This window comes from Paenibacillus algorifonticola (assembly GCF_050481745.1).
GTDB lineage: Bacteria > Bacillota > Bacilli > Paenibacillales > Paenibacillaceae > Pristimantibacillus > Pristimantibacillus algorifonticola_A.
The window spans coordinates 55,274-69,918 of the sequence record NZ_JBCNGR010000013.1; the positions used below are offsets into that span (position 1 = coordinate 55,274).

14 protein-coding genes are annotated in these 14,645 nt (G+C 41.1%); 1 reads left to right on the top strand and 13 read right to left on the bottom strand.

Annotated features, from left to right (window positions below):
- Positions 1-175 precede the first annotated feature (175 nt).
- Positions 176-766, bottom strand: coding sequence for a TetR/AcrR family transcriptional regulator (locus ABEW34_RS14210; RefSeq protein WP_430159816.1), 591 nt, complete (start codon positions 764-766; stop codon positions 176-178).
- Between the two features lie 149 nt (positions 767-915).
- Here ABEW34_RS14210 and ABEW34_RS14215 point away from each other — a divergent pair, with 149 nt between their 5' ends.
- A complete protein-coding gene (locus tag ABEW34_RS14215; protein WP_430159818.1) occupies positions 916-1,860 on the top strand; it encodes a ketopantoate reductase family protein in 945 nt (314 codons plus the stop codon).
- Positions 1,861-1,882: 22 nt separating this feature from the next.
- On the opposite strand, the gene ABEW34_RS14220 is transcribed toward ABEW34_RS14215, so the two are convergent.
- The 12 genes from ABEW34_RS14220 to ABEW34_RS14275 all read right to left on the bottom strand — a co-directional run bounded on the left by ABEW34_RS14220 (position 1,883) and on the right by ABEW34_RS14275 (position 14,287).
- Positions 1,883-2,254, bottom strand: a complete 372-nt coding sequence (locus ABEW34_RS14220; RefSeq protein ID WP_430159820.1) for an amidohydrolase family protein — start codon at positions 2,252-2,254, stop codon at positions 1,883-1,885.
- 184 nt (positions 2,255-2,438) lie between these two features.
- On the bottom strand, positions 2,439-2,573 hold the full coding sequence (locus ABEW34_RS14225) for a hypothetical protein (RefSeq protein ID WP_430159822.1): 135 nt from the start codon (positions 2,571-2,573) through the stop codon (positions 2,439-2,441).
- A gap of 457 nt (positions 2,574-3,030) precedes the next feature.
- A complete protein-coding gene (locus tag ABEW34_RS14230; RefSeq protein ID WP_430159824.1) occupies positions 3,031-3,399 on the bottom strand; it encodes a hypothetical protein in 369 nt (122 codons plus the stop codon).
- A gap of 326 nt (positions 3,400-3,725) precedes the next feature.
- Positions 3,726-5,771 carry a DUF5050 domain-containing protein gene (locus ABEW34_RS14235; protein ID WP_430159826.1) on the bottom strand — a complete coding sequence of 682 codons (2,046 nt, stop codon included), beginning with the start codon at positions 5,769-5,771 and terminating at the stop codon, positions 3,726-3,728.
- Positions 5,752-6,975, bottom strand: coding sequence for an ABC transporter permease (locus ABEW34_RS14240; protein WP_430159828.1), 1,224 nt, complete (start codon positions 6,973-6,975; stop codon positions 5,752-5,754). The genes ABEW34_RS14235 and ABEW34_RS14240 overlap by 20 nt, the downstream gene beginning before the upstream one ends.
- The gene (locus ABEW34_RS14245) at positions 6,969-7,841 is read right to left on the bottom strand and encodes an ABC transporter ATP-binding protein (RefSeq protein ID WP_099517045.1); all 873 of its coding nucleotides are present in this window, start codon (positions 7,839-7,841) and stop codon (positions 6,969-6,971) included. Before ABEW34_RS14245 ends, ABEW34_RS14240 begins: the two co-directional genes overlap by 7 nt.
- A gap of 16 nt (positions 7,842-7,857) precedes the next feature.
- Entirely contained in the window at positions 7,858-9,078 is a 1,221-nt protein-coding gene (locus tag ABEW34_RS14250; protein ID WP_430159830.1) for a transcriptional regulator, read from the bottom strand.
- Between the two features lie 14 nt (positions 9,079-9,092).
- On the bottom strand, positions 9,093-10,148 hold the full coding sequence (locus tag ABEW34_RS14255; RefSeq protein ID WP_430159832.1) for a beta-glucanase/beta-glucan synthetase: 1,056 nt from the start codon (positions 10,146-10,148) through the stop codon (positions 9,093-9,095).
- A 135-nt stretch (positions 10,149-10,283) separates the two neighbouring features.
- The gene (locus tag ABEW34_RS14260) at positions 10,284-10,685 is read right to left on the bottom strand and encodes a hypothetical protein (RefSeq protein WP_430159833.1); all 402 of its coding nucleotides are present in this window, start codon (positions 10,683-10,685) and stop codon (positions 10,284-10,286) included.
- A 268-nt stretch (positions 10,686-10,953) separates the two neighbouring features.
- Entirely contained in the window at positions 10,954-11,277 is a 324-nt protein-coding gene (locus tag ABEW34_RS14265) for a hypothetical protein (RefSeq protein ID WP_430159834.1), read from the bottom strand.
- Positions 11,267-11,839, bottom strand: coding sequence for an RNA polymerase sigma factor (locus tag ABEW34_RS14270; protein WP_430159835.1), 573 nt, complete (start codon positions 11,837-11,839; stop codon positions 11,267-11,269). The genes ABEW34_RS14265 and ABEW34_RS14270 overlap by 11 nt, the downstream gene beginning before the upstream one ends.
- Positions 11,840-12,418: 579 nt before the next feature.
- Positions 12,419-14,287 carry a DNA/RNA helicase domain-containing protein gene (locus tag ABEW34_RS14275; protein ID WP_430159836.1) on the bottom strand — a complete coding sequence of 623 codons (1,869 nt, stop codon included), beginning with the start codon at positions 14,285-14,287 and terminating at the stop codon, positions 12,419-12,421.
- Positions 14,288-14,645 lie beyond the last annotated feature (358 nt).

Below are 14,645 nucleotides of genomic sequence, written 5' to 3' on the forward strand. Positions count from 1 at the left end.
TACTGCAGCTCCCCGTATTTTTTTCATTGTCAGTAAAATAGGAGTGTTGTTCGATCATGTGTTCAGTTAAAATCAAGGCCGTATTGCCCTGTATATCAAGAATGCGCCAATGATACCCGCCAAATGGCAAGATGAGCCGATATTAAAGTCCCTCATTCTCTTTCTCCTCGTCCCCTTACTTTTTATTCGAATCAAGGCGCCGCGGATTGACCGTGCCAAAAAAATGATACGGTGTTATCCCATTTGAAAATAGGCTATCTACCAACTTGACCAATTCTTCCGACGATAGATCTTTGTCGTTGCGTATCCAAAGACGAAACATAGATATTAATGTTGATATGTAAAACTCAATTATGTATGGTGCTAAGACATCATTTGTTGGAAAGTCCACAATCAATCTCTCAAAGGGAATTTCTCTTTTCAGGCGTTCAACAAAATGAACAGAACCATAGTCGCCCAAGAGGGCTTTAAGAACTGAAATTTCCTCTGCATTTTCCAAGCATTGAAGTGCATCTTGGAAAGTATGTGTAGAAAACTCTCTGCCTGCCATTTCCTCGTTAATGGATTTCAAGACACGCTCTTCAACGCAGTCCAACAACTCATAGATATCTGTAAAGTATTGATAAAATGTACTGCGATTATATCCTGATTGGTTAGCAATCTCTTGAATGGATATTTTTTCAATTGGTTTTCGGCTATATAAATCACAAAATACATTTATAAATGTTTGCCTTGTTTTGTCCGTAATTTCAGGTTGCTTATTCATTATTTGCCTCCATTTTTCTGTTCAATCGATTATACGACAGATATTAAAAATCTGATGGTTGATGACCGTATAGTGAATCTATACAATAACATTATACAACACGTTGTTTGATCATTAAACAAGGATTAATATATATTTTAGGAGGCAATATGAGAATTTTATTCTTCGGTAGAGGTGTAATATCGACCCAATATGCTTGGGCTTTTGAAAAGGCAGGGCATACAGTCGAGTTTTACGTTAGAAAAGGGAGAAAAGAAACCTTCGGAAGCAACATAGAGCTTGAAATGTGGGACGCACGAAGAGGGAAACAGCTAATAAAAGAAAGCTGGAACGTCAAACTGCATGAGGAGATGAGCCCAAATTATGATCTCATTATTGTGAGTGTCAACACGGAACAACTTCCAGAAGCAGCACAATTACTATCGACTGCTGCTGGAAACACCCCTGTCCTAATATTCAATAACGTTTGGCAAGAGTTGAAATCATCGATCTCACCATTGTCTATGAACAATGTTGTCTTTGGGTTCCCAGGAGGCGGCGGCGGCATCGCGGACAATAGGCTTAGAGGCGGCTTTTTGAAAATGCTATTTCTGGAAAAACCACGGGTAGGCACTGAACATATTAACGGCAAGGTCAAAGAACTATTTGAAAGTGCCCATTTTAAAATTAATTGGATAAAGGATATGCAAAACTGGCTATGGAATCACTTTGCCATGAATGCGGCTATCGAGACCGAGGTGTTAAAAATGGGAAGTTTTCCAGCACTCATGAATCATAGTGACTCATTCGCAAATGTTGGTAAAAATATGAGGGAAATTACCCCTGTAATTAAAGCAAGAGGTGCAAAGATTGATACGATTTCTCTACTATTAACTAAGATTCCACCAGCACTTCTCGGTACGCTTTTTAACAAGGTTATTTTTGCAAAGGGCAGCTTACCACGACTTTTCATCGAATACAACAATAGTAAAGCAGGTTTTGCGGTACTTGAAGTTGTGAGAGAAGCAAAAAAGTTAGGTATACCTTTACCACGTCTTACTGTGGCATTTGAAAACAATGAACAACACAAAGCTATTGAAAATTCCATATCATAAAAATTTGCAGGATTCTCTGTCATCATGCGGATAATTCCGGCCTTAGATTCCATTTTGTTCCAAGCCTTTCCTTCATTGAGCTTAGCTTTTGATTATCGTGGTATGCACCCGCCCGTATCACAGCGTTAATACCATGAAGATTTTGTACGCTTTCTATGGGGTTGGCGTCCAGAAGGACCAAATCGGCGTTTTTGCCAGTATCCACGGTCCCCATATCATTCATCCGGTCCAGAAATCCAGCCCCTTTCAGGGTTGTCATCTGAAGAACATGAAGCGGCGGGATACCGGCCTTCTCCAACTCGTCAAATTCCTGGTGGAGCGAATAGCCTGCCGTGTTCCAGTTGTCTCCGGAGCCCCCGTCTGTGCCCGTCATCATCTTGATGTTTATGATCAAATAAAAATAAGGAACTCCTACGCTTCGGCACCTCACACGAAGCGCGGGCGTAAGAGTTACCATCCGTTGCTCGTTTATGAAGGGCAGTCGCGATGGGTTCTTTAGCTCTGTCTTTAGTCGTGAGACTTAACCCATCAACCGCGTAGTTGTTGATGAGCTTAGATACACCCATCACGATATACCCCTATTCTTCCGAGTTATCTAATGAACGCAACATAAGCAAAGCCAATTCATAGGGCTTTAACTCCATGCCTACACCGACTAAGTTCTTAAATGATGTTGAACATAACAACGTGCTGATTGTATCTCTATCAATCATTATCCTTTAAACTCCTTAATGGAATTTTATTTACCCCTGTCAATTTCAGTATTCTGCCAAGGGTAATTTTTTTGGGGATTGGGTCAACTCTACTCTCCACCCATAGCTCACAGTCTTTGTTGTCTGCTGGTAGGAGTTCTGGGATAACCCGATAGACGATGAGTTCTGGAATAATGTATAGACAGGGGGAGATGGCAGATCCATATAAATGCTTATTCCTCTATAACTCTGGCTACCTGATGCCCGCAATTGGAGCAACTTCCTTGAAGAATAATGCCGTGCGTATCCAATTGTATTGAAAAATCTCTGATGGTTGTTGTGCCCAGGCATCTTCCACACCAGACATTGCTAATGTATTTTTGACGTGCATCCTCTCGTATTTTGAGCCACTTGCTCATTGCTGCATAGGAAATGACGCCCGAAATACGGTCAATATCGTCTTCTTTCTCATCGTGCTCTACCCATTTGAGAACAGAATATCAGCCTGCTCATGGATAAACTGGACTGCCACTTCACAGAAATAAACCATTAATTCAAAAGGCCACATCGTACCCTTCCCAATCGTTTTCATTTCAGCGAGAACTTGTTCAACTTTAGATACCTTTAGCTTGGGCAATCCACGAGTTGGATAAAACTCCTTGTAAATTCGCTCTTTGGATGCATTAATCATTTCGAGTAAGGCCCGTTCGCCTTCCAGTTTGACAGAAACATATGTCTGAGCATCTTTATTGACTTTGACTGTCTCATACAAAAGCTCAATAAGCTCATCTTTCGAGCATTCACTTAGCTTGCGTTTGATTTTAGTAGGAGTCAACAATACAATCATCCTCTCATATCGCCATGAAAATGGCATCTATTTGACTTTTTCAAACAATATCGGAAACCCATCCGAACGATTTAAATGAAAGAACACAATGAATTTGTCTTTCGAGGTCATTCAATCGTTTAATACGGATTGTGAAAGCAAGCTTAAAAATTATACCCTGGATGAGCTTTTAGAGAAATTTGAATCAATTCTTACCTTAAGAGCAGCCCACGAATAGTAAAGAGACGCTCAGGCATCTCCTGCGTCTCTTCGTTCTTTCTTCATGAGGAATTCTCGAAGACCTTTGTGGTTTCTATATTCAATAAACCAGCGACCTTATCGAATTCTTAATCTGAATCCATGCTTATCTGATACTCTTTCAGGTCTAGCTTCCCGATATAGGTAATATATGGTTTGTCATATTGAAAACTAAGTACGGGAACATCCGTTAGCTTATGGATGGTCGAGTCATGTAAATTCATAGCGTATAGTTTTTGTTGCTCCTTGCGGTTTACGTATATTAATTCACTCTCCGTCAAAATAAACTCCCTCGTAATTAGATCGGTGATTGTTGTCATGGTGTCCGTCTTGGTATCATACTTAACGATTTGGGACTTCTCATCGACATAATAGATCGTCCGGCCGTCAAATGCGAGGCTTCTTAATACAGGAATTTGGAGAAGAACACGCATATCTCCTGTTAGTCGGTTCATTTGCCGAATTTCGGTTTGTCCATCCGTTTGCCCTATGAGGTAAAGACTAGATTCATCCAAAAAGAAGGCGCTCACGGTGAGGTAAAAGCTTGCAACATAGGCATTCCCTTTCACGAGCCCCAGCATGGTGCCCTTATCGGCACTTAGCTTCTTTTCGAAAATAATTTTTTCATTAAACCTCGTTGTATCCACTCCGATAACGGAAAACCGAGTAGCCCCTTCTCTGAGACCTGATTTTTCATAATCAAGTTTCATGTAGTAGACATACGTGCCATCCCCAAAAATGGCTCCCTTTATTCGAGTTAATGAGGTCAGAGGATCACGGACAAGTTTACGTTTTTCTCCGCTGGTTTGATCCTCAAATACAATTTGATTATTCCCAAGCTCCATTTCCTTTGGATCCATATAAAATCGATACTTATCATTTTGAAAGGACTGCTTAGAGGCGTAGTTGTAAGCAACATCTGCCATCGCACCATTAGAAGAACTACAGCCAACAAGCATGGAGACCACCATCCAAAGAATGAGTAACGTAAGCAGCAGTCTCCTCCCTCTATGTTTTCGCTGTTTTACAATCCACACATTGGATCGCTTACGTAGGATCACAAAGAGCATGATTACGCTAAGACTAACTGTAATGGCAAAAACAATGCTCCATGCTGTAAATGAAACCTCTCGGAAAATTATATCCATCTGATCCTTCCACGAATTACGCTTGAATTCATTCCCGCGAAAATAGCCAGTTGACACCATGAACCCCAGTGGCCCTGGCAAGAAATATTTGGTGGATTCCAATTGCAGTCCATAGTAAGGTAGCAGCACTGCTGCCGTGCATGAAAACAATGTAATGGCATATTTCTTAAAGCAAACCGAAGCAAATAGAATCAAGATAGCAAAACATAGGCTCCCAAATAGTTTACCTGCCGTAATCCATAAAAAGGATTGAAGCAATGTAACATCTTTGATCGACGTGCCAAAGTAGGATAAACTTTCTAAGGGATAATGTCCATTTTCCAAGCCATATTTGAAATCGTAGAAGCCATATCGTAAACCGGCACCCAGAAGACAGAGAAGACTAACCATCACGAGCACCTGGCTGATTTTACATAACGCATGAGTTCTTGAGCCTTTTTTGACGGTAAGAAGGAGCTCATCCATCTTACTTTCAAACTCGTAACAAAACATCGGTGTAACTAGAAGCAAAACCAACAATACAAACAGGATATCAAGACTATCATTGGAGAGTAATCCATCCCAGCCATTTGTATAAAGAAAATAACGATTGTCTGGCATTTCACGTACATAGACGAACTGATTGTAAGCCAGCTGAAAACCTTTTTCGTTCTTCAGAATACTCGCCAGTGAATCGGATTGGGTAAGGAACTCTTGTTCTTCCAACTCACCATCATAGAAATTATCACTTATTCTTTGTAAGGCAACCTTCGCATCCGAAATTTTGGCCGCTTCATTTGCAAAAAAATGCTCGGTTTCTTCTGAGTAGGGACCCTGAACGTGATTTAGGTAGAACTGGTACTGCGAACGATTCATCTCAACATCCGGGTTAGCGGGCTTATCCAAAATTACCATTGATGCAATACTCAAGATGAAATACAAACCGATAAATAAAAAACCCTTATGATGGAAAAGCATTTTTTTCATTTCATACTTCCAGATGGACACGCTTCTCTCCCCCCTTCCTCAGAGCATTCTTCCTCACAACAATTAAAATGCCGCTAAGAAGCAGTACTCCCCAGGCAACTGCTAGCAATAAGGCAGCGAGATAACTTGGAAGGGAAAAACCCGCCATAGAAACAAACTCTATTTTTCGAAACAATTCTCGATTAACCAACAATACAAATGGGTTTATGACTTTGATCCAAATACGCCCCGAGCCCATATAAACTTCCTCCATGTAAATACAAACAAACGAAACAGATAACCCGATAATAAATGGAACAAGTGCATTTCGGAACAAATTCGACATGAACAAAAATGCCAAGGCAAACACAAGCATTCCCGCCGTTTTGACAAGTGCTGATAGTATAGCGTATTGCCCCAAACTCACGTTTAGTGCAGCGTGGATAAAATCTTCAAGCATGTACAAAGGAGAAGAAGCTGCATCCCATGAGTCGAATATCGTAGAAAATGCAACAAAATCCATTAACCAAAACCACAAGGAAACACCAGATACAAATAAGGCAGAGGCTATAAGCTTTGCCCTAATTGACGCGCCTCCTCCTGCCTTAGTCGTAAGGAGCAAAATATCCATTTCTGTTTCCTTATCATACAGAAAAACACTCATTAATCCGTACAAGCAAATCAGCAGCACTAGTAACCCTGAAAAATCATACCCAACATAATATTGATACATTTCTGTATAGGCAAAACTCGTGATTGAACGTCCTTGAAAAAGCTCCGCAATAGCTGCATTCTTACTACGCTCGTATGTGTTACCCAACGATTCATAAAACGCTATATTTTCATTCGCCGCACTAACAACATCTTGGGCGTACGCTTTGTAATCGTATGCATACTTCATCGGTTGGACATAGTTGAAACGAAAGAAGTTCCAATCCTCGTAGACATTGGATAAATAGGTATCTGGAGTACGATACGCTGTACTTGTCGTCCGTTCGGCTACCTGTTGATCCAGCGGCCAATAAATATTCATAAGCTTCTCTATTTTCTCATTCTTAATCGTTCCACCGAAATCAGCATACTTCTCCCAATACAGCTCTTTCCACCCCGGGTTTGTAAACAATGAGCTTCCTTCGTGCACGCTGTATATTTTGACGACATTCAGGACAGAAAAAAGCAGCAATGCTGCAATCATGGACCTCTTCAGAAAATGTTTACGCCATTCAAAGCCAATCAGCCTCACCATTGTTCGCCATCTCCGATATAGTACAGAAAAACATCCTCCAAATTGGCCTGTACGCTCACTGCATGAACATCGGGTTTCTCATCATCTATAACCCGCAGAAGGATATTATCCTGCTCCCGCAGCATATTGCTGATTCTAAGCCGCTGAATCTTCTCATCCAAAGTTTTGTCTGTTGCCGCTACATGCCATACTTTTCCCTTCAAACTTTCCACAAGCGCTTGAGGCGTATCCTGTTTGAGCAGATGTCCGTCTTTGAGCAAAATAACCTGGTTTGCGATAAACTCGATATCGGAAACAATGTGGGTAGCAAGCAAAACGATTCGATTCTCAGAGAACTTGGTAATGAGATTGCGGAAGCGAATTCGTTCCTGAGGATCAAGTCCCGCTGTCGGTTCATCCAAAATCAAAATATCTGGATCGCCCAACATCGCTTGCGCAATTCCGACTCTCTGGCGCATCCCTCCAGACAAAGCGCCAATTTTTGTACTCGCTGCGTTGCTTAAATTGACAATCTCCAGCAGTTCCTTCGCTCGTTTCTCCCCTTGATGCAGAGGAATCTCCTTCAATACGCACATGTATTTCAAAAAGTCCATCACTTCAAAGTTTTTATAGAAGTGTGGGAACTGCGGCAGGTAACCAATATGGGATAAAAATTGGATACCTAATTTTCTTGCGTCCACATCATTGATAAGCACCTGCCCTTTATCACTTTTCAGAATGCCAACAAAAATATTAATTAGCGTTGTTTTCCCAGCGCCGTTGGTTCCCAAGAGACCATAAACGCCATTTTCCAGCTCTGCGGAAAAATTCTGTAGTGCATATTTACCTTTATATTGTTTCGAAATCTCCTTAAATGTTACTTTCACAGGCTGCTCACTCCTCTTAAAACTGGCCGATCACAACTTTTGTTTGAATTTCAGGGTTCTTTGCGCCTACCAATACGATATAAACCCGTCTCTCATCCAGTATTTTAACGATTGGATCTTGAGCCATATAACGCATATCTCCATCGCTTGAGATTCGTTGCTCTTCTTTAAGCTTGCCTGTATTCGCATCATATAGCCGAACTTTCCAATCGGTCTGATCTGCGAGCGTTGTCGCGAAATAGCTTCCCCTATCTGATCCCGAAACAAATCGACTTTCGCCTGCTTCGATCAAGGAAAGAAACCTCGTTTTACCGCTAGCCATATTCATAACCAACAGCTTTCCCGAAGGAATAGTAAAATCTAGATCCTCAGCAAAAAATACAAACTCGTTGTAGTCGATTAACTCTCTGCATGTATAAGACTCGAATTTTTGGTTTGTCAATTTGCTACCATCCAAATGAACTGTGCCGCAAGTAGAAAAGGAAGGTTTCCCGTCGATAGGGGGAACATCAAAGCTTTGCGCCGTAAAGGCCAAGTCCTTGTCCCCATTCGTAAATCCAATTTGTTCAAATGCAGCAACACCTGAACGCTCCTTAAGATCAGTAAGCTCCGCTTGCTTTAAATCGATGAGCGTTGTTTGTTGACTCATATTGAAATCATACAGATATAGTCCGTTATTCGTAGCATAGGCTGCTCGTTTACCATCTGCCGAGAACGCGATGGACTCAGGGGAAACGATCCGTTCATTCTCTTTTAATAGAGAGCTGAAATTGAATTCTGATTGTTTAACGAGATCGGGGTCGTAAAAGATAGCGCTGTATGTAAGGACGCCACCCGCTGTTCCCCCACTGCTCCCGCTGCTATTGTTTCCGAAATCGGCAGCAACTCGAATAGCTTCATAGCCATCCTCTACCTTTCGTATCGATTGAATTCCTTCATCCGAAGCTTCCGCTGCAATGCGCCCGTTATCTAAGTCATACAGATATAGCTTATTCGCCGATATCAACACATGGTCTTCGTCAGCATAATGAATGTTCCTGATATGTCCCTGTATCCCTTCCAAGAGTAACTCCAATGGAGGAGATGATTCGGTGGGGTTTATCGGGGGCGTCTCATGAAAAGACGGAGTAGCTTCTGCAGCAGCATTCACAGGTGTAGAATTCAATTCTGCCTGTGTGCATCCCACGATAAGCAAAGAGAAAATCATGGTCACAATCAAAAGCTTCATTCGCATCATACATGTTTCTCCCATCACCTATATAGTAGCAAAGAAGGGGTCTTCATTAATACAACGACATCATCCGGAAAATCATTTGCATTAATGGGAACAGAGACCACATAAAAAGTGCTGAAATCCTCTAGTTTCTCTAAATCTATATCGGCGTCAATAACCGCTATATTGCCTTTGGTCAACTCCGTTTCAAAGGATACACCATCCTCGGCTGCCAACGCTCGATGATTCATATAAAACGTGGTTCGATATCTCATGCCGGGATGACCAAATAGCTTGAAGGTCACATGGAGCGTTCCGCTTTTCTGTATCTGAAAGTGGTCTTGTCGCATTGCCCCATCCATATATAATCCGCCATACACATTTTTGTCCAATTTATCCATATCTACGGATTCCACAATACTATGCTTATCCAATAGCTCTTGTGTCATTGGCTCCGTTGACAGTTGAACATGATTTAACCCCCCTTGTTGTGCATAAGGAGCAAAATCAACAGATTCTGCATCTTGCTTGAAAATTAGCGGTCTGCCTGCCTCCAAAGTCGTTTGATAGCCTCCGTAGGAGCTTGTTGTTTTCATGTCAGGTATAAAACTTGGATTATATAGGCTAGCGATACTGAGCTGCAAAGTATCCCCTTGTTTTCCTGTGACCGGAGTAAATACAAAAGTGAACGGCGTTTCTTTGTCATCATCCTTCAATTCAAGGAGATGCATATACTGATACGGGGAGTCACTCTCGTCCAATTTGTAGGGTTGAGCCTTTCCATCCACAAAAATAAAAAATCCAACATTTTTTGCTGTACCGGAAGCACGTACAGCGTATTCGATTTTTAATTCGTCGCCATTGTATTCCAAAGGAAGAACCCTTCCGTTTACATCAAGCTGACGATTGATGAAACCATGACCGATACTACCAAGAACGGTGGATTGCGGTTTATTTTTCTCAAATGGATTTTGGGTATCATCTACAGTATCATTAGGTTCCTCAATTTTGTTCAGGGAGCATCCCCCCGCGAAGATTGCAAGTGTCATCATGATTAGGAACGCCATGCGTTTGAATCCTAATAATTTTTTCACCGTGTTGTCATCCCCCTCTTGATTTCCGGCTCCATATCAAAATTAGTGCTTGACGATCTGTCAAGCACTAATCTATGTTTTGTGCTCTATCTCCACGTCATAAACATTTCACCATGAAGCAGGCATGATTCACTTTTACGTATGTGTTACGGTGTAAGCAGCATAAGCGGAATACGTATTACCGCCCTGTACACCATGCGTCCCATAAAAAGCGTATGCGCTCGGATGTTTGTCATCCCCTCGACCGATACCCCCAGTTCCTCTTAAGCCAGTCGCTGTAAATGTGCGAAGCGTTGTTCCGCTAATGTTCTGTTGTGAGCCGACAATGGTCGTATATGCATTATCAGGATTGTTAGCAACATTGGTATACCACATGGCATACGCATTTCCAGATACATACTCCACTGTACCGGTTAGTGAACCATAACCCGTTGCCGGAACGACAGACGTATTCGTACCTGCATGCGCATTTACAGCGAACGCCAAGCATGCAACAGAAGCAATAACACCAATAATTGATTTTTTAGCTAATTTCATTGTGAATCCTCCTCGTATGAAATTTAGCATGTCAATAATAAAAGCATGGACTAGAATATCCCTTGCGCTCCTCTCGTGTCCTTTTGTGTTTTCATTATTGGCTGCTTACTATATAAACGCATTATTATGATAAAATCTGACATGAATTTATAAAATTTTACAACGAGGAGATGATGAGAAAGGAAAATCAAAGTTCAATAAGCGGTAATATTTCCTTACATTGGACAATTCAATATGGTTTTTGTAATCAAATTTGTTACGAGCTGCTTCAAGGGCTGTTTCCTCTTTCTCCAAATAGGAGATTTACCAGTCCCTGTTTAGCGTCTTTCGCCATTACAAATAAGCTTTGCATAGAGGCATAGCTCTCCTTTGGAGAGGTGGCAAACGTTCCAATAATAAGTGAGAAGCCTGCTATTGCAATTCCAATTTTAAAAACTCTTTTACGATGGGATCGTTTTTGCTGTTGAATTAGTCTGGTCTGCATCCGTCTCCAAGCTGTTTCTCCATCTGGGATATCAATTGAAGAATGCATATCATTGATTTCAGATGCTAATAGATCATTATTATTGTCTTCTCGATTATTAGACTTCATGGTTCTCACCCCACTTTCCTTTGAACAGTTTAGCTAATGACTTTTTGGCTCTTTCTATACGTTTACCTAATGCATGTTCATTAATGTTTAGCTCCTTAGCAATTTCTTTATAAGACATGTACTCTATATATCGCATGACTAAAATAATTCGTTGATTAAGTGTGAGTTCATTAAGAGCTTCAAACAGCAGTTCGTTCTGTAGTGTTTTTTCAACTATTTCGCTTGTTGGATTTAACAACTCAATGTTCTCATAAATAATAACGGACTCAAGGTCAAAAACCAGATGGTACTTTTTATTTTTTCTAATAAAATCAATGGCGGTTCTGCGTGTAACTTGCATGAGCCATGCCTTTATGTTGGAATCCGCTTTTGTTTTAGGGCCAAACTCCATAGCCTTAATAAAGCCTTCCTGTATGACATCTTCTGTAAATGCGTGGTCATGAAGCATAAGGTAAATGTATCGATATACAAATTCTCTATAGGTCATAAACAATTTACGTTGAGTTAATTCGTCTAGCTCACGAACATTACTGCGAAATAGGCCCAGTATGAGCTCATCCATTTTTCCTTCCTCCCTCTTAGGTCTAGTTAATCCAGAAAGTCAGAAATAGCTATTCTACTGCACAACGAGTATTTATAACAATCCTGACCCTTGTAAGGCGCAGGATTTTAAGAGTAAAAAAGGGACTTCGCCCCGGTTTGTCGAAAATTGTGGTAACGACACCAACAATATCGAACAAGCACGAATAGGGAGAAGTCATTCTTACATATTCTCCAAAAAATTCTATTTCCCTTTTAGGAACTGCTAAAATTCGAGTTCAAAGATCGTCTTCCCATCTTCTTCAATATGTACTGGACTTGCGTCTATACTCAAGAATTGATTTTCCTACTGTCAAACCATTTACACTATACTTCCTGCATACTTTTCGTAACTTCTCAAAAGGGGAATCCCCTTCGCTGGCAAATAATGCGATTACCTTAGTCATTTCATTTCCTCCCTTAAACGCAAAAAAGCCGACTGCACTGAATTTCAGGGCAATCGGCTTACAAAGGATATCTATATGAAACGAGAGCTTTCCATCGGATAAACCAGGGATTTTTCCAATGTCCATTCTAAGGGGGCACTTCAGTTCTACCGTTCTTACTTTAGTGTCGTTTTTGCCAGTCTAGTCTGGATATAAGCTTGAAGGGCTTGATCTCTGCAGTAGATATAACAGCCCTTCATTCCTCTGGACATTAGAATTTTGTAGATGTTCTTGATGAGGGCATTGAGCCTGGCCGGATCGTTCTTCAAGCCCTTTTTCCCCGTTATATCTTTATAGTCCTTGAAATCAGAAAACAAAGTCCCTGTCTCAGCATCATATCTTAAATCGTTGCCTATAATGACACCGACATACTCAAACTCCAGCCCTTGCGTCGTATGAACGCAGCCTATCTGGTCAATTCCATCAGGATGGATCGCCCATGATTCACGAATGGCGTAGCCGTTCCATGGCATTTTAAAGCCGTGCTCCTCCAAAATAACATCTTCAATTTGTCCATTCGTATTGCCTTGTTTCGGGCCTGTCCAGCTCCATGCATAACCGGCTAACAGACGTGCTTTATGACCGTTAGCTTGCTTATCTTTTATAAGCTCATACAAACGATGCGGTGAATCTACAATGCGAAAATCGAAAACTTCCTTATCCCACCCGTTAAAATTCCCCGTCTGTCTAATATTTAGAACGTCATCAACCCAGTTTAAATAACCCTCTGCTCCAGCGCATCGGAATTGAGCATGCAAAGAATACTCATGGTATTCCGCTCCTAACTCCTTGCTCATTCTCTTGATTTCATCTACTGTACCGATATCATCGGGCCTAATTCTTTGCATATCGTCAATGAAAAACACGCTAGTTTTTGTGCTTTTGATAATGTCTTCTATCTGATTTTCACCTTTATACATATAGGCGCCTTTGCCCTTCAGACGATGCGCTTCATCTACGATTAAAACGTCAAACGCATCATCATCCGCCTCAACAAAGCTGCCCGATCCTAGAAACAAGCTCTTCGTTCTCGTCTTCGATCTGGAGCTTTGCTTCGACAACATTTCCACCATGACATTTCGAAAAGAGGAATTAGGCGCCACAAATTTCACATTTAAGCTGTTACGCAGCAAGCCTCCAAGCGAGTTCATAGAAATAACAGATTTCCCCGTGCCTGGTCCACCTTTTATGACAATCGTCCTCTTTTTGTCTTGTTTCTTAGCAAGGGTTACGATGGTCTCGTAAGCAACCTTCTGCTCATCGAGCAGTACAAAATCCGAATTGCCATCAAATAGAGCGCTTATATGGTCAATCAAAGCTTTGGAAGGCGTTATTTTCCCATTTTCAATATTATAAAGGAGCTCCATTCCTTTGCCTTTGCCGACATATTTAAAAATAAACTCTTGCAGCTTCTTCGTCTCATGAGACAAAAATAAAGGAGCCTCCGCAATCATTTTCTCGTACTGTTTGGATTTGAGGGGTTCAGGATTTTTTTCTTGGTAATTATGCAAAAAAGCAACAGAATGTGCGTTCACATCCTGACTATGTACGGCTGCATTCATATCAACGATATATTGTCTATAAGACCATGCTTGGTAGGATGGATGCGTGGTTTCTCTCACCCCGCCATTTAATGATGTCTTGACGATATCTTCTTTATCCGTCGACCAAGCTTCTTCCCATTGCTTGAGCTCCACAATAATGAAGTTTTGATTCTGCTTATCGTCCTGTCCGGCGATGAGGAAGTCGATCCGTTTACTTGTAGCTGGAATATTGTATTCAATTAATACTCCGCAGTCGTCAGCAACTTTTGAGTTTCGAATAATCCGTTCCATGAACTGCATCGAATTATTCCAAGAACGCCGTTCCGAGATCGCAGGCTTCCTCCCTAGCTTTTCAACAAACGCAGCTTCGATCCTATTCGTAATTTTATTGTCATCCACTGCCTCTTTAAAGTCGGCAACAGAGCTGCTGTATATAATCATTAGGCACCTTCTTATGTAGTAATGCTAGCATTCAGCCTTAAGTCAAAAACTAAACAAATTTTGCGTAGGGCTTTTTCTTTACAAATTCTTTTGCTGGTATAATTCGACAAAATGAGGCAAGACTCCTCTTTATACAATAGCTTCTAGAGGACGGACCTTTCTTGGAATATTACATTAGGGTTTCACTCTCCCAATTATGAAAAAAGCTGAAAGGATGTCAGCTAATAGCCTATCATCCTTTCAGCGAAATCTCCTTATTAGGAGAGTAGCAAAGATTAACCTTCCATCCCCATCAATGACATTGAAATTGTGCTTTAAAGGCACTGTAACCGAGTTGATACAATAGAAATAGGCTCCC